This window comes from Alteripontixanthobacter muriae, assembly GCF_013336795.1.
Taxonomy (GTDB): domain Bacteria; phylum Pseudomonadota; class Alphaproteobacteria; order Sphingomonadales; family Sphingomonadaceae; genus Pseudopontixanthobacter; species Pseudopontixanthobacter muriae.
In genome coordinates, this window is the sequence record NZ_JAAFZT010000035.1 from 216,706 (window position 1) to 236,352 (window position 19,647).

18 protein-coding genes are annotated in these 19,647 nt (G+C 57.3%); 5 read left to right on the forward strand and 13 right to left on the reverse strand.

Features of this window, described 5'->3' with window-relative positions; translation table 11 throughout:
* Nucleotides 1-40: 40 nt before the first annotated feature.
* Together G7A66_RS11030 and G7A66_RS11035 are read right to left on the reverse strand one after the other, a co-directional pair.
* On the reverse strand, nucleotides 41-1,147 hold the full coding sequence (locus G7A66_RS11030; RefSeq protein WP_206675170.1) for a 5-methylcytosine restriction system specificity protein McrC: 1,107 nt from the start codon (nucleotides 1,145-1,147) through the stop codon (nucleotides 41-43).
* Nucleotides 1,117-3,651, reverse strand: a complete 2,535-nt coding sequence (locus G7A66_RS11035; protein WP_174295713.1) for an MrcB family domain-containing protein — start codon at nucleotides 3,649-3,651, stop codon at nucleotides 1,117-1,119. The genes G7A66_RS11030 and G7A66_RS11035 overlap by 31 nt, the downstream gene beginning before the upstream one ends.
* A gap of 196 nt (nucleotides 3,652-3,847) precedes the next feature.
* Between G7A66_RS11035 and G7A66_RS14265 the strand changes: the two genes are divergently transcribed.
* The gene (locus G7A66_RS14265; RefSeq protein WP_232366817.1) at nucleotides 3,848-4,849 is read left to right on the forward strand and encodes an HIT domain-containing protein; all 1,002 of its coding nucleotides are present in this window, start codon (nucleotides 3,848-3,850) and stop codon (nucleotides 4,847-4,849) included.
* 121 nt (nucleotides 4,850-4,970) lie between these two features.
* Complete coding sequence (locus G7A66_RS11045; RefSeq protein ID WP_232366862.1) at nucleotides 4,971-5,909, forward strand: competence protein CoiA family protein; 939 nt, start codon at nucleotides 4,971-4,973, stop codon at nucleotides 5,907-5,909.
* Between the two features lie 32 nt (nucleotides 5,910-5,941).
* Here the strand turns inward: G7A66_RS11045 and G7A66_RS11050 are convergent, their stop codons facing one another.
* The 11 genes from G7A66_RS11050 to G7A66_RS11095 form a co-directional block, all read right to left on the reverse strand.
* Nucleotides 5,942-6,316: a hypothetical protein gene (locus tag G7A66_RS11050; RefSeq protein WP_206675171.1), complete on the reverse strand. Its 375-nt coding sequence runs from the start codon at nucleotides 6,314-6,316 to the stop codon at nucleotides 5,942-5,944.
* A 32-nt stretch (nucleotides 6,317-6,348) separates the two neighbouring features.
* Nucleotides 6,349-7,809, reverse strand: coding sequence for a pentapeptide repeat-containing protein (locus tag G7A66_RS11055; RefSeq protein WP_174295716.1), 1,461 nt, complete (start codon nucleotides 7,807-7,809; stop codon nucleotides 6,349-6,351).
* Nucleotides 7,760-9,601 (reverse strand): glycosyltransferase, encoded by a 1,842-nt coding sequence (locus tag G7A66_RS11060; RefSeq protein ID WP_174295717.1) that lies wholly within the window; start codon nucleotides 9,599-9,601, stop codon nucleotides 7,760-7,762. Before G7A66_RS11060 ends, G7A66_RS11055 begins: the two co-directional genes overlap by 50 nt.
* Nucleotides 9,602-9,860: 259 nt before the next feature.
* Nucleotides 9,861-10,403, reverse strand: coding sequence for a hypothetical protein (locus G7A66_RS11065; RefSeq protein ID WP_174295718.1), 543 nt, complete (start codon nucleotides 10,401-10,403; stop codon nucleotides 9,861-9,863).
* A gap of 682 nt (nucleotides 10,404-11,085) precedes the next feature.
* A complete protein-coding gene (locus tag G7A66_RS11070) occupies nucleotides 11,086-13,260 on the reverse strand; it encodes an AAA family ATPase (protein ID WP_174295719.1) in 2,175 nt (724 codons plus the stop codon).
* Nucleotides 13,257-13,487, reverse strand: coding sequence for a DNA-binding protein (locus G7A66_RS14010; RefSeq protein WP_206675173.1), 231 nt, complete (start codon nucleotides 13,485-13,487; stop codon nucleotides 13,257-13,259). The genes G7A66_RS11070 and G7A66_RS14010 overlap by 4 nt, the downstream gene beginning before the upstream one ends.
* Nucleotides 13,488-14,034: 547 nt before the next feature.
* Nucleotides 14,035-15,378 carry a site-specific integrase gene (locus G7A66_RS11075; RefSeq protein ID WP_174295720.1) on the reverse strand — a complete coding sequence of 448 codons (1,344 nt, stop codon included), beginning with the start codon at nucleotides 15,376-15,378 and terminating at the stop codon, nucleotides 14,035-14,037.
* 289 nt (nucleotides 15,379-15,667) lie between these two features.
* Nucleotides 15,668-16,063: a UrcA family protein gene (locus G7A66_RS11080; RefSeq protein WP_174295721.1), complete on the reverse strand. Its 396-nt coding sequence runs from the start codon at nucleotides 16,061-16,063 to the stop codon at nucleotides 15,668-15,670.
* A gap of 138 nt (nucleotides 16,064-16,201) precedes the next feature.
* Complete coding sequence (locus G7A66_RS11085; RefSeq protein ID WP_174295722.1) at nucleotides 16,202-16,546, reverse strand: LytTR family DNA-binding domain-containing protein; 345 nt, start codon at nucleotides 16,544-16,546, stop codon at nucleotides 16,202-16,204.
* A 21-nt stretch (nucleotides 16,547-16,567) separates the two neighbouring features.
* Nucleotides 16,568-16,867: an Lrp/AsnC ligand binding domain-containing protein gene (locus G7A66_RS11090; RefSeq protein WP_174295723.1), complete on the reverse strand. Its 300-nt coding sequence runs from the start codon at nucleotides 16,865-16,867 to the stop codon at nucleotides 16,568-16,570.
* Nucleotides 16,868-17,133: 266 nt separating this feature from the next.
* Entirely contained in the window at nucleotides 17,134-17,292 is a 159-nt protein-coding gene (locus tag G7A66_RS11095; RefSeq protein WP_174295724.1) for a hypothetical protein, read from the reverse strand.
* A 15-nt stretch (nucleotides 17,293-17,307) separates the two neighbouring features.
* Here G7A66_RS11095 and G7A66_RS11100 point away from each other — a divergent pair, with 15 nt between their 5' ends.
* The 3 genes from G7A66_RS11100 to G7A66_RS11110 form a co-directional block, all read left to right on the forward strand.
* Entirely contained in the window at nucleotides 17,308-17,679 is a 372-nt protein-coding gene (locus G7A66_RS11100) for a hypothetical protein (RefSeq protein ID WP_174295725.1), read from the forward strand.
* On the forward strand, nucleotides 17,636-19,162 hold the full coding sequence (locus tag G7A66_RS11105; RefSeq protein WP_174295726.1) for an AAA family ATPase: 1,527 nt from the start codon (nucleotides 17,636-17,638) through the stop codon (nucleotides 19,160-19,162). The genes G7A66_RS11100 and G7A66_RS11105 overlap by 44 nt, the downstream gene beginning before the upstream one ends.
* A gap of 127 nt (nucleotides 19,163-19,289) precedes the next feature.
* Nucleotides 19,290-19,647: hypothetical protein (locus G7A66_RS11110; RefSeq protein WP_408609261.1), on the forward strand; the 358-nt coding region annotated here is incomplete at its 3' end.

Sequence of the window (19,647 nt, forward strand, 5' to 3'; positions counted from 1 at the left end):
GCTGGGGGTCACGTCAAAGTTCCAAAAATTTTTCTGGCGTTTAACTTCGGCCCTCTGTTGCTACCATCTTTGCGGGAGACGGGTTTTTCTGAAGCAAGTCCAGCAACCCTGCGTGTATTTCACGCCATCTTAGGTCCAAATTGATAGTTGCTATCCGAACATGGCTACCTGATATCTCGTAGTCCTCCTGCACATGGTAGCCAGCGCTGGGGTAGATCAGCATCCCTCCGATTATTTTTTTTGGCTCTTTGATCCTCGCGTGATGAAGATAAGTGAACAATTGGTACAAATGATTTGACCGGATCTTAGGGGATGAATTCTGGTGTCCCCTGAGGGTCTCTTTGTAGAATTTTGCGTCAGCTACGATAGTGCGGACTTCGGATCTGAGCATGATGTCAGTTTGCATAATGGGCAACAAAGCAGAGCCGGTTTCTGTGAGGCTAACAGCATCCCAGAGAAAATTGTTTCTTTTGACCGAATATTCTCTTTGCTCGTGTGCATAGAAGTTGCGGAGGAAATCTTCGAAAACTGCAGACATGCGGATCTCGTCCTCCAGGACATCCGCAAAGCGCGCATTTGTGCCCCCATCTTCCGGAAGAGCTGACTGAAATACGAACTCACATAGCTTCATGAGCATGGAATAAGTGCGATTGTGGCGCGAAATCTGCACTCGCCTAAAAACGCCCGGCGAGAGACGAATATCGCTAACAGCCTCCAGCTGACGAGCTAAGATTCCCAGCTCGTGCCGATATTCGGAAAGCAATGTCTCCGAACGTTCGAGCAGCCGAACGGTGGCCTTGACGATCTGATTGTGCAGAATGTCAGTTTGTAATTCATCATAGCGACAAGCAGCTTGGCCGCGTAAAAGTGTTTGGCGCTTTATGACCTCATTCAATAAAATCCTGCCACGCGGAGTGCGAAGGTCCTCGTTCAATTCAACATAGCCGCGCGCCAGGCCGCGTCTGATAATTTTGTGCAAGCCTTCTATCAAAAGTTTTGCGAAGAGATTCTGCAGATCAGGTGCTTCATCGTCGCCCACTTCGAGCGCTTCTCCGCCAGGAAAATGCGCCCAAGCGTAGCAAAAGATATAATATAAGTTCCTGATCGGAATTGACATTATCCGCCTCTCAGCAAGCTGCTTACCCATTGCTCGGCTTTGTCAGGCTCGTCGAACCAGTACTCTTCCAACAGAGGCCGAATCTCGGTTTCCACCGTCTGCTCGAACCAATCAACTGGATTGGAGATCTCGGAACTCGGAACGAAATAGCTGTGCCCGATCTGGTAGCCCCTTCCTAAACTCAGACGGTCGTCCGTTATCGCCTCATTGAGGGTTCCCATTCGCTGAATGACCTGCCCAACAAGATCTAAGGGAATGCCAAATTTTTGCAGGTGACTACGGAAACCCGCACTCTCGAACAGAGGGTCCATCGTAATGAACGCAAAGCGTCTGCGAAGGGCGTAATCGACCATCGAAAGTGATCGATCGGCCGTATTCATCATACCAATAATGAATACGTTCGGAGGGATATGGAACCGTGGCTCGCCCTCCACAGCGTATGATAGCTGGACCCCCCAATCCGGAGACCGCTTGTCGCTCTCTATCAGCAACATTAACTCGCCGAAAATTTTGGACAAATTTCCGCGGTTGATCTCATCAATGATAAATACGAAATCTTTGTCCGGGTGCTCGATTGCTTCGATGCAGAAGCGGAAAAAACTTCCATCAAAGCGAGCAAATCCGCCGGATCCGTCAGGTCTGTATCCTTGAACGAAATCTTCGTAGCCATAGGACTGATGGAACTGCACCGCTTCCACACGATTGCGATCCTTAGATCCGATTAGCGCATAAGCGAGCCGATGAGCTATGTACGATTTCCCTACGCCAGGTGCTCCTTGGAGGACCAAATTTTTCTTCAGCCTCCAGGTGGCTAGGATCCGTTGGAATTCTTCCCGCTCAATGAATAGGCCGTCCATGGCGTCATCGATTGAGTACGGGAGAAGATTCTCCACCTCGAATGTCTCCACGTCAGGCTCGAGAACGTGCTCGACAGCCTCTTCCTCGGCTAACCGATCATAAGCAGCGAGAAGGGGCTCCAAGAGATTTGAAAGCTGGGCGTCAGGCGGCAGCTGATCTCTTGCGAACTCTACAAACGCAATGGTGCTTCGTTCGTAATTCGTAGGAAGCCTGCCCTCGCTCGCAAGGTCGATATCATTGGTGAGAGTGAAGCCGGCGGCCCCTAGCTCAGGGATCATCTGCCTATAGGTCGAAGATCGGCTGGCAAGCTCCTTCGCGCCTTCGGCCGGTCCGAGCGAATTCACGAGCTCCGTCACGCCTTGTGCTAAGGTGAGATAAACACGTGACAAGTCAGCTGCGATCAAGAAGACGCAATAGAGGCCTTTTTCTGTGGTGGTGGTCACGTTTCGATTGAGTAGGCCAATCCAGGGCACCCGTGCCCAGTTTCCACTGCCAAGGCTTGATGAAACTTTGATGTGTGGTCGCGATCCTATCGGAGCCAGGTTTTGCAGGGCGTTGGTAGTATCGCTGATCAACGACCAAAGTGGCTCCACACGGCCGTAAGGGCCGCTTCTAGCTTGCTCGAACTCTGTGAGTGATGCAGCGAAGGCGTCTGCAAAGGTAGTCTTGGTCTCATCAGCTCCAAGGTTCACGGACCCAGTTTTTGAAGCCCGGACTTCGTCCAGAAATTCACCAAAAATCTGTGCCATCCCTACCGCATCCGCCATAAGGTCGTAGTGGTCGAGATCTGGCTCCAATACGTATTTTGATATGCTCCCACCCGCATTTCGGGCGCCCTCACTACTCTTAAGGAACCGGATCCAGCTTGGAAGGTCGGGTCGATCATCTTGGTTAGGATCTAGACGAGTTTGGTTCCTAAAGTGCCATCCCCCCGAAGCTTCGAGCTTATTCGAAATTGTTTCTACTTGCTCACTTTCTGCGCCGGGCATGAGCTCAAAAATCTCCGGAGCTGCCGCTCTCATTTTGGCTTTTATCTTGCTGTCGGAGAATCCGCTTGGATGGGTTGCGGGAGAAAACCCGAACTCCACACCTCGCTCTGATACTATCATGAACAGCTGAGGATTTCCTACAAACGGCTCTGCGTTCTCGGTTGCATAAATGCCAAACCAAAGGTCTTTGGGTACATAACCACGGACGCCACTTCGAAGATGAAAACCGGATGTCAGAGCGAGGCGATAATCCTCAGCACCTAAAGTATATAATAGAGCTTCTCCGTAGGCTTTGAGAGCGCTCGTTACTCTTATGTATGCGCCGCGCTCTTCGTTGCTCAGATCCGCATATTTGCTCTTCTGCCTTGAGCTTCGGAGGAGAGCGATGTCCCTTGAGGTGACATGCGCCCCGTCAGCAAATCGGAAACTTAGGCTTTCAAGCTTTCTCTTTATGCTCTCGCCACCTGAAAACTCCGAGTTCTTCATTGGCCCTTGTTCGGGAAACTGCTTACCAACCGCCACGCCCGCTATCGCTTTGGAGTCGTAATACCTGCCTTCGTGCTCGACGAAATATGACTTCGCTTCGCCGTATCCGTACTTCCGCAGGAACTCTGCTCGCCCAAGCCGATCGTGTTCAGACATTGCTTCAAGCACGGCTTCCCGGCTGGTCAGTTCGTTTATGCTCAAGCCACCCACCTCCCTGGTTTTCCTGCTTTACCTACGATAAAATCGGGCAGTTTGACCAGCCGAGAAACATCCCGCCAATTTTCGACAACATAAAGAGGCCATAATAGCTTTATCGTTGTTGACGGATTGCGTCGTGAGCATGACTGCTCTTTTGTCTGTTATAGAAAATAACTCAGAGTAGTATCCTGCGTTTGGGATGAGGGGCCAATTGACTAACTCATTTGCAACACTTGAGCGCTTCATACGCGACGACATGCGGATGTCGCACGTGTACCAGCCCGTCATGCTTTTGGAACTGTTGAGGTCGCGAGGCACGGCTTCAGTAGAGCAGATTGCGAAAGCGCTGCTCGCTCACGATTCCTCTCAAGTCGAATATTATGAGCAAGTCACCAAGAACACGGTCGGCAAAGTTCTGACCAGAAATCGGAAGGTCACTGAGCGTGAGGGCGACACTTTTCGGCTGAGAGGGTTCGAGGAGCTTACCGACGAGCAGATTGCTTCATTGGCGGCGCTCTGCGCCGGAAAGATCGGAGATTACATTGCTAAGCGAGGGGCAGCAATTTGGGCTCATCGCCGCAAATCAGTCGGCTATGTTCCTGGCACAGCGCGATATGAGGTGCTGAAGCGAGCGAAGTTTCACTGTGAGCTCTGTGGTGTGCGAGCCGACGAAAGAGCTCTGGAGGTAGACCACATTGTGCCGCGGAACTGCGGCGGAACGGATGATCTCATCAACCTCCAAGCGCTCTGCTACTCATGCAACGCTTCGAAGAGGGACCGCGACGACACGGACTTTCGCGATGTGGCCGCAAAATATGAAGACCGTTCGGAGGGCTGCCCTTTTTGTGAACTCCCTGCCAAGCGCATTGTAGCTGAGAACGCCTTAGCGATTGCCTTTAGGGATGGCTTTCCGGTCACCGATCAGCACACCTTGATCGTCCCGCGCCGACATGTCGCCGATTACTTCGATCTATTTCAGCCAGAGCGAAATGCCATCCAGTTGCTGCTCCAGGAGCAGAGAAGGTCGATCGAGCTAAGTGATGCCGCTGTCAGCGGGTTCAACATTGGCATGAACGCAGGTGCGTCCGCCGGTCAGACAGTCTTTCACTGTCAAGTGCACCTCATCCCGCGACAGTCCGGAGATGTCGCAGATCCGAGAGGAGGCGTTCGAGGGGTGATACCAGACAAGCAACAATATTGAGGATGACGACGTGCCGGTTAGGTGCAGCGACAATGCCGGAGCTTCCATCTATTCCTTCGATCTGAGCAGACCGGAGTGGGATGCTCTCGCGACAGAGAATAAATTCCGGCGGCACCTGCACATGCCATGCTGTAATGCAGCTGTTTCGCTGAAAAGGTCTCGTCGCGGCACTCCTTTCTTTGCCCACGTGCGGCGGGGCGAGTGTACCACCGCACCCGAGACTGAAGAGCATATGCTTCTGAAGCGCTTGATCGTGGAATCAGCCCGCCGGGATGGGTGGAACGCAGTTCCGGAAGTTCAAGGCACCTCACCAATAGGCGATTGGCGGGCAGATGTGCTCGCTATCAAAGATGCGCGTAAGGTTGCCGTTGAAGTACAGTGGTCCTCTCAGACCGCAACGATGACACTAGAGCGGCAAGAGCGCTATCGAGCTGGCGGGGTGGAGGGAGTATGGCTGATAAGGCAGCCGGGATTTCCAATTTCCCGCGATCTTCCAGCGGTCGTTTTAGGCGGCAAGCTACCGGAACTGACCGCTTTGCTGCCAGCCGACGAAGAAGCCTCGGCGCGCCACCGGAGTGAGCCGGAGCATTGGCTCCAGGTTCTCCCCATCGACGAGTTTCTCAATGCTCTCTTTGGCGGTCGCTTTTGGTTTGGCCCGGCCATAGGAACCCCGGCGAGCGTCCACCTGCTGGGAGGTCTGCACTACTGCTATCGCTGCGGCGCTGAGGGCACCGTTGTTTCATACGTAAACCTTGTAACCGAACATGACCGATGCTGGTTCTCACTCCGGGAACTCGGGAAAGTCGAAGCTGTGTGGCCTGAATTTAATGCACTGCTGATAAGCGCCAAAGAGCCTATCCGCTTCGCATATCGAACGACCAAGCGAGGAGAACGCTACCTTTGCAATGAGTGCATTCATTGCGGAGCCTTCACCGGACAGAATTACATTCAGGGGCTAATTGGAAGAGTTGCGGTAATTGATGCCGTCATCTCTCCAGCATGGCGAAAGGCGGCTTGTCGGCACGCAATTACCTTCCCCGTTGGAGAATTCACCCTGTAAAAGCGTGAGACTTTATGGCCTCAAAAGCCCGTTCAAGGGAATAGGTTTGCTAGAAACCCTTTCTTACGGACTTCCGAGGTCTCGCGCTTTTGAGCCTCAGCTTTCGGCTCCAAGGGTGCGAATAGATCGCGGTCTGCGCCCGGTGCCGACTGCTCAGTTTTCACGGGTTCGGGATCCACACCAAACCGTTTGCGTGCTTTCTGACGCAGCTCTTCCCTGCGCTCTGCAACGGCTGCCTCGATACTCTTGTGGATGAAAGCGGGTTCACGTTTCAGGATCGACCTTACTCGGATCACTGCGGTTACCGCATCGAGTTCAAAGTGCTCCTTCGCCATGTTAGAGCGAGAGAGTTTTTCATGCGCCTTGCGTTCGTCTTTCATAGGATTGAGCGAAGGGAACACAGCCATGACGGTAAAGTCACCCGGGACGCCGGTGCCGCTTACCGCTTCAGGAAACCTCCGCCACGAGGCTGCAAGGAATCCACATAGTCGAGCACGACGAGAGGGTCTCGGGCCGAGTGTCCGTACTGCGGTGTGAACTGTAGGTCCTGAGCGAGAGTATCTTCAACCGCCGCAAGCAGGCCGACGATTCCCACGCGCGACCAATCCGCGGAGCTAGCGATTCCAGGAGTCATGCAAAGCAGTGTTCCTGGGGCGTCTAGAAGAGCATTCGCCATGTTCCTGTCGTAGCTGTACGAGCTGATTGCCAAAGTTCTCGCGAGGCCTGTGCGCGTCGCAAATTCCTCGTCTTCTAGCCATCTGTCCACCAGCTCCGAGCTGAAAGTGGCAGTTTCCAAGTCTTTGCAGATAAGCACGCGAGACCCGTTGGCGGTTTCCGACTCTGAAATATCGTCGGAAAACTGGCGCACTGCGCTAGTGACACCTTCGATGTTAAAACCACCGCGGGTCGTTAGATTCCTGTTCGAAGGGATCACATCATCCGTCGAACGCCTTACAATGCGTGAGGGGCGGAGCCACCCATCTTCGACTGCATAGTCAGCCCCATAGATAAAGTGAAATTCTTCGAAGACTTCCATCAATTTCTTAAGAGAACGACCCGCTCCGACGCCCATGTTCGGAGAGATAGATGTGATCGCTGCGATGCGGGCATCATAGAATGCCTCGCTGATTGGTCTCAGAGACGGTGCGGATCGCGGACCGAAGTTGGAAAAAATGAGGTGACTTACAGCTTCCCTCGGAACCAAAAAATCCTGTCCGTAGCCGTGTCGTATCTTCGAGAGCTGGCTTACGGATCCCACAACAATGCGTGGCCGCTCAAGGGAGATCTCATTACCCTGAGTGCGCTGAGCAACCACGTCGCCAAATTCGCGAGATAGCGCTGCAAATATCTGTTCTCGCTCTGCCGCTGTGCCTGCGAGAACGAGTGCCACCCCCACCTCTTTGCTCTGCAGCAAATCTGCCAATAGCTCGAGAACCACCACCAATTTTCCTGTCCCGGCGGCCATGCTTATTAAAGCCCTCCCATGTGGCTCGCGCAGCCGAGCCCGAAGAACCTCAAGCGCTGCGGTCTGGTGCCGCGCGAGTTTCTCACGACGAGTGGAAAGTGGACCTCTAATGCGGCGCGTCGACCTCGTCTTTGCAGCGAATATGGCGCCCTCCAGATTGGCCTCGTCCAGGATTGCGCCTCGAACATCCGCAGCGTCGAGCCGAGCGTAACGGAGATCCGCGCCCGTGAAATCGAAGCCAGCAAGATTACAGGTGCCGAAATCAACACCTGCGAGATCTGCCTCACGGAAGTCCTTCGCCGGGTTTAGGCCAGAGAGCCGGACAAGCTCTGTAAAACTCGAGCCTTTGGCAGCGAGTAGTCGGCTGGCCACCGCACGGGCCTCATCACTTAGCGTCATTGTCGGGCCCAACGTAAGCTGATGAAAGGACCACATGGCCTGATCGGCTATCGAACACAGCGCTTTTAAGAAACACACCAAGGACCTTCTTCGTAGTTATGTCGATCTCCTCGGCGTCAATCTCCGCAAAAGTGCACGCCACGTCAGTCTTCGCTGCTAACACTTCTACACTGGCGTCAGCTGGCGTGTTGGGCGGGCTTTCGATGAGGCAAAGCGCCTCATCGCCAAGAACCTTGCCGGCCAAAACCTCGTCGCCCGCAGCTGATGTGATTTCCCATATTCCACCAGCTCGGGCACTGATGCCGGGTGTTCTCTCGGGACGATCTCCCAAGCGTTCTCCCCTAATCCGTCCGTGCGTTGGCTTCACCTCGAGGGTTGCTCGGCGGATACCGATCACCACTCCCACACCGTCCACTTCGATTTCTGTAGCTCCGAACCTTAGCTCGACGATGAGGTTTAGCAGACCCGACGCACTTCCTTGCCCTGCTGACAGGTCGAGTTCAGCACATCGAGGATAGCGATCACGGACCCGAGACCTGGCGTCTACCGGAGCCGTAGGAGTGGCTGCGTTGGCGCGCGAGCCAGCCAGCTCTTTCTCCAGCGGAACCGATAAACCCTGGCGGGCCAGGGCGCGGAGAAAGTCCGTGGCTGCTGTTCCCCAGTTGCAGCCGAGCTGGCTCTTGAGCTGATTCCGCAGACTCTGAGCATCCCTGCGCGCCTTCGGAATGTTCTTGGCAACCTTAATCACCGCATCAGCCATAGCTTCAACGTCTGCTTCGTGATCCATTCCGCTGATATGGACAGAGGAGAAGCAGCCTGTTCCAGCGCCGCCGAGTTGGTCATCAATAAACCGCTTGATGCCGGTCGCATCCCCCAGCACCAGAGGAACCTCACAACCGATCGCCTCCCAGCCGACCAGGCCGAATCCTTCCCGAATGGAGGGAAGTATAGCGAGATTGGATCGCGCCAATTGCTTCACTACCTCGCGGCCCGAGCTATCGAACGGAGTTGGCACGACCGCGATCCGCCGTCGAGCACGCTCGCTTGCGATCTTCTCGAGCTCGCCCTCCTCGATGCGTCCGGCGTCGACACCCATTATAACCAGTTCCGGGTATTCGAGAGCTGGCAGAAGGTTGGCGGATTTGAAGACTGCTGCTCCCAATGCCTCCGCAGCCAACCGGCTCTGCTTTAGTGGCTCCGACTCAAGATCAAAACGGCCTGCCACGACGACTCGAAGCTGACTGTCGCTAGCGTCGTTGATTTTGAACTCTTGAGGAAAGCCGGGGACGAGAAGATTGGCATCGCGTCCGGAGAGTTCCCTTGCTGATTGCTGGAGTTCCGTTCCCACGCCGAACACGGCGCCACCTTGACTGAATAGTTCTCGCTGGTTCCGATCTTTGTCTCCGGCAGCAACACCATGTCCACCGCTGATGTTCTCATAGCTCAGGTAACGCATGTGGTGGATCAGTGCAGCGGAGCCTCCCAAATCCTCTGCGGCTTTCAATGCAACAAAACCGGTTTTGATATCGTGCCCGACCCAGACATCGACCTGATCAGATCCGCAGTTATCTTGAAGCCATTTAGCGGCCGCGCCGCCAGCATCTGGCGCCGGCAGGCCGTGCGCGTCAGGCTCTACAGGGATGAGCGAGACACCAGAGCTCTCGGCGCTCGCGATCGCCTCGCCAGTGGGCCTAGGGACTGCGCAGAACACCTTGATTTGGGGCTGGCCTACCTGCGCGAGCCCTATTGCGAAATCTCGGTTGAATGCGTTGATGCCGCCGCGACCGGATCCCCAGTCTGAAGCGAAAAGCACAATCTGCAACTGCATCCCCCCTGCAACCATAGCTCAGTCGAGGTAGGCTAGCATTCTTAACTCTCAACAAGAAGACCGCGAGCTGGAGATGAGCTGAACTTAGGCTCCACTGTTGACGATATTCATGGCCTGCTGCTTTGCCACCACCGGTGGCTGCTCCGTTTCGCTGTAGATGGCCGGCCAGAATGGATTTTTGCTATCAAGCCGATGGACTGAGGAACCTAGCTCGCTTACCTCCGCCGCGGCCATGGGCGGCAATGGCATGCAGTTTCGCCTAGCTCAGCAGCGTAACGTTCGGCGAGGTTTGGTAGCCGATCCGCTTTTCCATTATTAAATCCCCGACCAGCGTCACATCCCACGCAAGGCCCCGCCTACGGAGTTCGCGCCGTATGTCTGCGCGAACACCCGGCAGGGAGGCAGCAGCAAGCAACACGATGCCGTTCCAGCGGATTGTCTCGGGGCCCTCAGCAGAACTTAGAACTTGCAACAGCGAAAGCCGTAGTAGAAGTCTGAAATTCGGGAAATATAAACAGGTGTTTCTGGCAAGCTGCCGAGCACAGGCGGAGCTGTTTCGGTCCAGTCTCTGTTTCAGACGCCCCCAAGGCAGTGTTGACAAAAAAATCGCCGCCGCCGCCCACTCGTCGCTTTCGAGGTATTGAGACGCGTGAGACATGAGTCCGCGCGAGGCATTTATGTATTCTAGCGTGAGGTAGGTCGTCGCGGAATCCGGAGCTTGACTGCCTTCGCGAGTAAGGCGCTCTTCAGCGTAGTCTAAGACATCTTGCAAAATCGCGTGCGCTTTGTCGTCGAAAGTCATTAGCCAATCTCCAGATCGGGGCCTTGCGTTTCAAGGTTCATTTTTGATCGCGTTTACTCGCCGCTGAATAGATTTATGCCGCTCCAGGCGGCCGAGCATATCCTCAGCTTCTGATATTGTGAGATCAGCGAAATCGTTCTCCCGCTCATGCTGCAGAATTAGTCCACGCGGTACGAGAGAAGCGACAAGCTTCAAATAGGTGGCGGGGTCATCGGCTCTCAGGACCTCTAGCGCGCCAGCGCCATGGTCTTCGAAGTCTTGCGCGATCCTCGAGAGAAATGTTTCGGTTAGCTTATTTCTGGCCCCCCGAGGGCGACCGCCACCGATATTTCCCGGTAGAAAACGGCCTGCATCGTCTCGTTCGATCGGTTGACCTTCACGGTGCAAGGGGGATGCGACACTGGATATTTCGGTCGGCGCTGAGCTCGCAGAGAGATTGGCGCTGGGCCACCCTGATCGTTTGCTCATGATAACCCCCTTCATTGCAGTGGGACTGAGTTTGGATTTGATAAGAATGCGGAGACACGAGTAGCCCTCGCGACCCTCGCGGGCCTTTGCTGCCGCGATACCGAGGCAGATAGAGTACCTCCCCCAGCCGACCCTCGCGGCGGGGGAGTAACCCTATAGGACCCGCGAGGGTGTTCATGGTTTTGCGTTCCGCCATGCTGGAAGGAGAAGCTCATCATTTCAATGACGCCGGCCTGTCGGTGGCCGCCAGGGTCGCAGGGATCAGCGCGTTCGATTTCCCTGGATCGCGCTGCTCGACCAGTGCGGAACTGTCGAGTAAGCGGCGGACGATGCTACGCAGCCTGTCACGCGAAAGACCAAGCCGGCCGGGGACATCACTGAGCGTTTTCTGGCTATGCGTGATGCCTTTGATGATCTCGTCAGAAAGGAAGCGCAAAACGGTATCTTCGTCGGCTCGATCCCCTTCTTCTTCGGTGGGCGCGCCTGCCTCTAGGAACCGGAAGGCATACCCCTTCCGAACGACGTAAAGCTCCTTCTGCGGCTCGCAGTACGAGAGTTTTGCAATGCTGATTTTAAGACCTGTTTCGTCCTGCGCCAAAGCGACGCCGGTCTGCTTGAGCCAATCAGTTGCCTTGGGCCGATTGATGACAAAAACCATGCGCGAGCCATCCGAGAGCGCACTGCCACCGCGGCCAGAGTATTGATCTTCCGTTTTCTCGCGGGCGTTCGCCTTGCCGGTGTGGTGAACATAGAAAACAGCGCAGGCGAGCAGCTGCCGCAGGCGACGCGCGGCCTGAATCAGGCCCTGTTCTGCGTCGTTTACACGACCTTCGCCTACACCGAAGGAGACGGCTGGGTCGATTATCAGAAGGGATAGCTCAAATGGCGCCAATGAGGCCGCAAGCGCATCTACAGCTACAAGGTCGACCTTTACGACGTCGCGATCGACACATGTGAGCCGAACGACGTCGGCTGAAACATCCATGATGATGATGCCGTCACGAACCGCGTCTACAATCGCCTGTCGATCCGCCTCTGTCTGGAATTCGTGAGAAAACATCGCGGTGATCAACATATTCAGCCGTGCAACGAGTATTTCGCGGCTATCTTCACCTGTCAGGAGAGCGACTCTGCCTGGCTTGGTTACTGGGCGTCCGCAGAAGTCGATGCCCAGCACAATGTGGATAGCCAGCCAGAGAGCGAGAGTCGTTTTCCCTGTGCCGCCTGCCGCGATCATTGTGCCGACATCCGCATAGATCAGTCGCGTAATGATGGCGTCCGGTGACGTCCGCGAGACAAGCCACTCGTCGCGGCCGATCGCCACTGGCTGCGGCCATACGCCGCCGTACTGTTCTGTAAAGGCCCCGCCACTGCCGCGATCTTTGGATGTGCCGCTGTCATTTCGTGAAGAAGCCGAGCGGGGATTCACCCAGCCGTGCCGCTGAGCTTCAACAAAAACGACGCGATACCCGGTCCGGTCGGCAGAGAGCTGTTCCCATTTCGCTTCGGGGACGCCTGGCTCAACCTCCGGTGATGAGTACGACCAATGGAGAAAAAGATCGCGGCCAGCATCGCCTAAGTCCTTCAGTGCGCAGCCAATGCGCACCCAATAATCGTACCCGCATTGGGCCGGGATCGCTCCAAGCGCGCTGCGGAGATGCGCTACAACGCTTGGTTCGGGCTTCGACGGCCCTGGCTTGCGCGCACCTTCGGCGGAGGGCCGAGACCCGAAATGCGCCTGTAGTTGGAATACCGTGGGACGAGCTTGTCCGCTGTCTGGAGACAACACCTGAGCCGCGCGTGGAACGCGGCCACGCTCCCGCTTACGAGCATTGGGCCAATTCATTGTGCCAGGCAGCCGCATGAGGCGATCGGCGTTCGTCGCTGCAGGATCGCCGCCGTACCGAACCACCAGCGCCTTGTTTATCTCCTCGCAGGTAGCAATAGCTTCTGGCACCGCATCGATGGGATGATCAAAAAACCAGAACGCTTGAATGCCGTTTCCACTGTCGATCAGTACCGTCGGCGCGTCGCGCTGAATTTCTGCACAGATGGCCGCTTTGTCGAAGGCTTCGCCTCCCGAAGGAGGGTCGATGTCTACGAATACAGCTCTCACCCGCCGGATCTGCGCCTTCGTGGGCTTATTACCGCAATCGGCTGCAGGCTCGTTTGGCGTGAAATATACGTTCTCGCCCGCTACATTCCGTTCGAGTGCAAAAGTGGTAGCTGCACCGATGTCATCACCAAAATACTTTCCACTCGGCGGGCCTCCGTCGGCCGGAATGGCTGCAAGGTGGATTCCGGCGCCAATGGGGGCGAGGAATCCGCTAATCGCGTTTGGATCCTGCGCGGGCGCGTCGCCAGATCCCCCAGGGCAAGCGGTCGTCACGAGCGGGCCGCAAGTTCGCTCGTGGAGGCGACTGACTGCGACAGTCGAGACGAAATCCAGTCTTCAAGGTCCACTACTGTGTAAAGCGGAATACGCCCGATGCGCCGAAATTTAGGTCCGCCGCCCACGCAAGCCAGCTTCGCAAGAGTCTCCGACGTGTAGGCGCCAACCCGCTGCTGGAGGTATGCAGCCGCCTGGTCGCGGCGAAGATACTCAGGGTAGTTCATATAGCCATCTCCATGATCTGGAATGACTCGTTATTCTTCACATTTTTAGGACGTTGTCGCTAGGCATTGAGGGCCTGATCAATGACGTTATTGAGGGCGCCCAAAGCGCCGAAAGTCCCTCAGCGCGTCTTTTACGAACCTTTCGCTGCATCCTTCTCGGGTGGCGACGTGGTGTATGACGCGAGCTCGATAGCCGCGAGGGACGCGAGCAAGGATCTTGTCGGCGCGACGGCCGATTGCAACCCAATCAAACTTGGGAGCGCTTCCCCCCTTTGGCCATACAAGTTCTGCGGTCGTGCTCTTGCCCCCGTCGAACATATCCGCAAGTCGATGCAACATTTCCGGGGGCACCGGGTTGCCACTATCGGCGAACGCTCGAAGGCATGTGGCAAGCAGCTTGGGGTTTGGGCCAGTCGCAGGTTCGTCCCACACAGCGTGTAGTGCAAGCCTTCCATTGCTCTCCACTACGACCATGTTCGGCCCGCGAACACGCTTCCCTTCCACGGCGTCCATCACAGCGCGCCATGAGAGTGGTAGAGGAACCGCATCAGCCATGGTCGGCGGGTCGCTCATGAGCCAAAGGCACCTCAGCCGGCCCCGCTAACGCGGCCGCGATCGTTGCGGCTATGCTATTGGACGCCCTGCGCAGCGGATCATCTGCGAAGTGGGAGTACCGAGCAGTCGTTGCTGGGGATGCATGGCCCAGGAGCTTCCCAATAATCCCTAGGCCCATGCCCGACGCTGCTCCCACGGACGCGTACGAATGACGTAGATCGTGAAGCCGAAGATCGTGCAAGCCCGCGCGAGAGGTAATGCGCTTCCATGGACGTTTCAGGTCGCTGCGGGGCCTCCCTTTCCTCTCCCCGACGATAACATATGGATTTCCTGCAATCCTCGGAAGTTCGGCCAGGATCTGAAGCGCGGGTGCTCCGAGCAGCACAGTCTTCGCACCGGTTTTGGAGTCCGCCAAATTCAGGAAGCCGCGCTCAAAATCGACCTGGGACCACTTCAGGTTTAGTATTTCCCCTGCCCGGCAGCCAGTCAGCAGCAGCAGCCGGATCGCGGCGATAGCATGTTCGGATATGATCTCGCGCTGATGCTCAGCTTGCTTGGGCCGGTGCTTCGAGTTGGCACTATCATTCAGTTGCCACGGAAGTCCGGTCGTTTCGGCCTCACGCAGCACCTCTCCCAGCTGCTCTAATTCCATTGCGGACAGGTAGCGTTCGCCTTTGCCATCAGCGTACACCTTAACGCCGATGCGCGGATTCTTCTCAATGTAGCCGCGTGCGACGGCGTATGAGAAGATGCCCCCTAGCAAGCGTACCGTGCGTGTCGCCGTACCTTTGCCGCCTTTCACAATAGCGCGACCAAACTTACCCGTCTTCTCGTCCGTCGCTGTTTTACCGTCCGCAACATCACGCAAGAATTTCTCGACGTCCGCGCGCGTCACTTCTCCGATCCGCTTGGAGCCCAAGAGCTTCTTGATGTGCCGTTCGATTCGACCCTTGTCGGTTGCATTTGTGGAAGGCTTTTTGTGATCGCTGCCATTGACGACGTAATCGTCACAAAGCTGCGCGACGGTCATTTCGGCGCGATCTTTTGCCTTCTGAGCGGCAACATCGTCGCCCAGCTTGGCTCTGGCGAGGACCTTCTCCGCCTCTTTTCGCGCTTCCTCGTAGGACGGACATCCAGGAACGCCGTATTTACAGATAGTCACCTTGCGCACGGCACTGTTGCGACCACCGACCCGATACTGGGCTATAAGCGACTTAACGCCGCTTGGACGCACCCGGCAGCCGAAGCCGCGGAGTACACCGCACCACTCAACATACTCTCTCTCCCGTGCCTGCAAGCGGTCCACGATGCTTTTATTGAGCTTTCGCCTAGCCATTTATTTGTCCTCTGGGCAGCACGGGGGTAGCACGGCACAGGCAAAGACCTGCCATTCCAATTATGCCAAGACAAGTTGATTTCCGACAAACCACTGGAGCAGCATCGGAAAAAAGACGAAGAGTGATCTCAGGTGAACCCATTACAGCACATTCCGCTTCCCTCCGAAGGCAGAGGTCACAGGTTCGAATCCTGTCGGGTGCACCAGCTTTCAAGCCGAATCTGCACCCGAAAAGAAATTTCGCTCATCCGCGGGCAACCGACAGGCGCAGCGGGAGACGGGTCGCGGGCTAAAGCGGCGTGCGAAGTCGTATCGCGGACACCCTGATTGATGACCGGCCGGTCTGCGCGATCTCCCTGGCGCGTTTCACGGCAGCCGCCATCTGGGGAGTTGCTCCGCGCCATGCGAAATCGCTACATGTCCGGCTGGCACGGGTTTCGGCGGAAGACTGGACGCCGTTGCGGCAGAGCATTCGCACCGCCTTGTGCACCCGAACCTTCAGCGTCTTCTCACCGGCTGGGGTGACGAGGTTCAGATCGGCGTAGCTGACGCTGTGCGTGCGTTCTGGCAGAGGGGCTCCCACCACCGTCTGGGGTTCGGCCAATGCGCTAGGCGCAGAGAGGGTCACGGCAATTCCCGCCGCCGCGAGAGCGGCGAAGGCCGGAGCAGATTTGACTTTGGTCATGGCTTCCTCTTCTCACATCTCCCGTCGATCGGGATCTTGCTGCCATGTTCCGATGATTCGCGCAGGTCTTCATCGTCGAAAACCCGGCCATTCCTCGGTGAACGAACATTTTAGCGCCGAGATGGCCTGAAGCTTCGTTCAGTTGCCCCTGAGTCGCGCGAGAACGCGGGCTGCACGGCTTCTGTACACCCGTTCGCGGCTGCCATCACCCAGGTGCAGCACGTGGTGCCCGTCCTCGTGGGTGACGCTTTCAACGAAGCTGCAGCGGACGATGGTGGAGCGGTGGACCTGCGCAAACTGTTCTTCATTCAAACAGCGGGCGAGCGATTGCATGGTCCTGTGGACGAGCCAGCTATTTCCCCCCGCGTGTACCCGCATGTAATCGCCCTCGGCCGTGATCTTGTCGATATGATCAATATCGATACGTTTCGTGCCATGCGCGAGCGGAACCCAGATCGCGTCGCTACTTTCCGGCAGCCGCACAAATCTGCGGCAGACGAAGCTCTACTTGCATTCGACCAGGAGCTTTGCGTGTGCGTGCAACATCGGGCGGATGACGCTGTCGAAAGTCGGCATGTCCGGCGCAGATGCTTCGAGCATGATGTCGTAGGCACCGCTCGATTCAACCAGGTGAAGGACATGCGGGTTCGCGATCAGGGATTCCCTGAAGGCCATGATCTGCGTGGAGCTTGCCCCGGGGTCGAACCGCAGACAGACAATGCCCCTGATGTCGCTGGGGCTGACCTCATTCGACGTGAAGGACGACGTGGAGGTCTCTGCAGGAACAGATCGAGCCTTGTGCATGGCAGAAACTCCGCCTTTCATCCGCAGCAACTGGCAGGAACAGAACCGAAGATAGCGATCGGTGTCTAAAGCCAGCCCACCGTCAGCAAACTTGCGACCGGAGTTTGCACAATAAGGTGCCAATCATACCGCCGCCCGCTTGTGATTACAATTCACGCGGATGTGGTTTGCACCCATGCAAGGAACGCCTGAACTTGCGACCTGGCTGGCGCGCGACCGTTTCTGTCGCATGCCCCTGTCACAGCTTCGGAATGACAAGACGCCGATCACTCCGCCGCCATGGGCCTGCCCTCGCTTTCACTGCCATGGACGATTCCTTTCATGGTGAAACCGCTCATATTGCCGCGGCTTTGCATGACATCGTCTTCCGCATGAACCCGGCCCAATTGCGCGAGCAGGGGCAGGACCTTCTGCATATATACCATGCTATTTAGGGCGACATGATCCCGCTAAGGGAGGACGGTAGCGACCTGTCGAAGCGCGATCACCCGGCCTTGCTGCGCAGGCTCGTCTCGGATTTCGAAAGGAGGCCGCTGAACGGAAAGCCGAATGCGCTCGACCGGCGGCTGGACTGGCTGGCCGAAACGACCGGCATGGCGGAGATCGAACGCCATATCATCGGGATTACAGCGCGTGTCGCGATCTTCGACGTCTGGAGCTCGCTTGCCCAGATTGTATCCGGCAATCTCGCCAGCGATCTTTCGGCGGCCGCGATCGCCAGCCTGGCGGGGATATCGTCCGTGGATGTCGACCGCCACCTGCAGCCCGGTGCATTTGCTCAACCGGATGGGGCTGGTCAATGTGGGCGTTGACGGCACCTGCTCTGCCGGAGAAATGCTGAAAGCGGTGGCGAGATCGAGCGCACCGAACGGCCGCGAACTGGCATCGAGGCTGATGCCCCCGCAGCGCAGACCGACCCTGCAATGGCGCGATTTCGACCATCTCGGTGCCGAGCGGGAAATTGCAGAAAGGCTTGTCCGGTCTGGAGAGGGGCTCTCCATCTTGCTCGATGGGCCGCCCGGAACCGGAAAGACTGAATTCGCCATGCTGCTGGCCCGCAGGGTTGGTGCGCACGCTGTCTTCGCAGGAGAAGCTGACGAAAGCGGCGGGGAGCCGCACCGGTTCGAGCGAACCGGAAATTTCATGCTGCTGCGCGCCATGATGCGCAACGACGCCCGGCGTATCGTGGTGCAGGACGAGGCCGACGACATCCTGCTGATGAGTGCAGGACATGATCGCGGCAATGCCTCCAAGATCTGGCTCAACAATCTGGTGGAGGGCAGTGAGCGGCCGACCATCTACATTCTCAACCGGCAGGACATGTTGCAGGAATCGCTGATCCGGCGGATGGACCTTGCCATCGAATTTCCGCTCCCGAACAGGGCCGCCCGTGAACGCATCGTGCGGCGGCACGGCCGGCGCAACGGCGTCCGGCTCGGCAAGTCGGACGTAAACCGCCTGGCGGCGATCCCTGCGGCGCCCGCGATTGTCGGCAAGGCCCTGTCCGGCGCCCGCCGTGCCGATGGTGAGAACAGGGTGGGTGACGCCATTCTGATCGGCGAGGGTCTGGCGACGGCCATTATCGGGCGCGTACCGCCTCCAGCCCGTCTGCCGCAAGCCTACGACCCGTCCCTCGCGCTGGCCGATTGCGATCTGGCCCTGATGGCCGATCAGCTGGTGCAGGCACCCGATGCGGGCTGGAGCCTGCTCCTTTCCGGCCCCAGCGGCACCGGCAAGAGCGCCTATGCGCGACATCTGGCTGAGCGCCTCGGCATAGAACTGATCGAGAAGCGAGGATCGGACCTGCTCGGCATGTATTGCGGCCAGACCGAAGCCAACATCGCCGCCGCCTTCCGCGAGGCTGCACACGCGAAGGGTATGCTGCTGATCGACGAAGCGGACGATTTCCTGTTCGACCGACGCGAGGCGCAACACGGATGGGAACGCAGCATGGTGAGCGAGATGCTGCGCCAGATGGAAGCTCTGCAGGCCCCCTTCGTGGCCACGACCAATCTTGCCGAGCAACTCGACCCCGCGACCCAGCGCCGGTTCACGCTGCGCGCCGCCTTCACGGCTCTGGATCCCGGCCGGGCTGCCTGCCTGTTCCGCTGCTGGTTTGGCGCCGATCTGCCGGTTGATGAAACCCTTTACGGACAGACCCCGGGCGACTTCGCGGTCGTCGTGCGGAGAGCGGAACTGCTCGGCGTCAGCGATCCTCGCCACTTGGTGACATGGCTGCGGGAGGAGAGCGTAGCGCGTGACGGTGGCCGATGTGCAATCGGGTTCGCGGCATGATCCGATTGTCGAGCGCCGCCGCAATTACCGCCGGATCGTCGTGGCCGTTCCATCTGCTCTCAAGATATGTGTGCAAGATGAAGCTGATGGACTGGCTCGCAGCGCCGGGCCGGGTTAGGAATGGCGCATGATTGAGAGCGGGTCGCACACGCCAGGGATCGATCCCTCCTGGTTCCGCCTTCACCCGGCCACCGCCATGCGGTGGGAACGTCCGCATCCCTCGCTCGAAGGCTTGATCGGCGATTATTTTGCGTTCGATTCCGAGGGGCCGGAAATGATGGGCGCGGTTTCGTGGATATTGCCGAACTGGCCCGCCATCCGTTTCGTCCTTGCTGACAACCCCATAACCGTGGTGGGCCCGGGCATCTGCTGGTCGCCTTTGCCCGAGGCGGGCTTTTATGGCAGCACCAGCAAGGTTCTGCGACATACATCCTACGGCGGGGTTACGATTGGCGTCAATCTCACGCCCGCCGGTGTCGCCCGCC

Excerpts from the sequence above, each read along its gene's own strand:
- G7A66_RS11030 (WP_206675170.1), bottom strand. The coding sequence starts at position 1,147 with ATGGGTAAGCAGCTTGCTGAGAGGCGGATAATGTCAATTCCGATCAGG.
- G7A66_RS14265 (WP_232366817.1), top strand. The coding sequence starts at position 3,848 with ATGAGGGGCCAATTGACTAACTCATTTGCAACACTTGAGCGCTTCATA.
- G7A66_RS11045 (WP_232366862.1), top strand. The coding sequence starts at position 4,971 with ATGCCATGCTGTAATGCAGCTGTTTCGCTGAAAAGGTCTCGTCGCGGC.
- G7A66_RS11050 (WP_206675171.1), bottom strand. The coding sequence starts at position 6,316 with ATGGCTGTGTTCCCTTCGCTCAATCCTATGAAAGACGAACGCAAGGCG.
- G7A66_RS11055 (WP_174295716.1), bottom strand. The coding sequence starts at position 7,809 with ATGTGGTCCTTTCATCAGCTTACGTTGGGCCCGACAATGACGCTAAGT.
- G7A66_RS11060 (WP_174295717.1), bottom strand. The coding sequence starts at position 9,601 with ATGCAGTTGCAGATTGTGCTTTTCGCTTCAGACTGGGGATCCGGTCGC.
- G7A66_RS11065 (WP_174295718.1), bottom strand. The coding sequence starts at position 10,403 with ATGACTTTCGACGACAAAGCGCACGCGATTTTGCAAGATGTCTTAGAC.
- G7A66_RS14010 (WP_206675173.1), bottom strand. The coding sequence starts at position 13,487 with ATGAACTACCCTGAGTATCTTCGCCGCGACCAGGCGGCTGCATACCTC.
- G7A66_RS11075 (WP_174295720.1), bottom strand. The coding sequence starts at position 15,378 with ATGGCTAGGCGAAAGCTCAATAAAAGCATCGTGGACCGCTTGCAGGCA.
- G7A66_RS11080 (WP_174295721.1), bottom strand. The coding sequence starts at position 16,063 with ATGACCAAAGTCAAATCTGCTCCGGCCTTCGCCGCTCTCGCGGCGGCG.
- G7A66_RS11090 (WP_174295723.1), bottom strand. The coding sequence starts at position 16,867 with ATGCACAAGGCTCGATCTGTTCCTGCAGAGACCTCCACGTCGTCCTTC.
- G7A66_RS11095 (WP_174295724.1), bottom strand. The coding sequence starts at position 17,292 with ATGGTATATATGCAGAAGGTCCTGCCCCTGCTCGCGCAATTGGGCCGG.
- G7A66_RS11100 (WP_174295725.1), top strand. The coding sequence starts at position 17,308 with ATGATCCCGCTAAGGGAGGACGGTAGCGACCTGTCGAAGCGCGATCAC.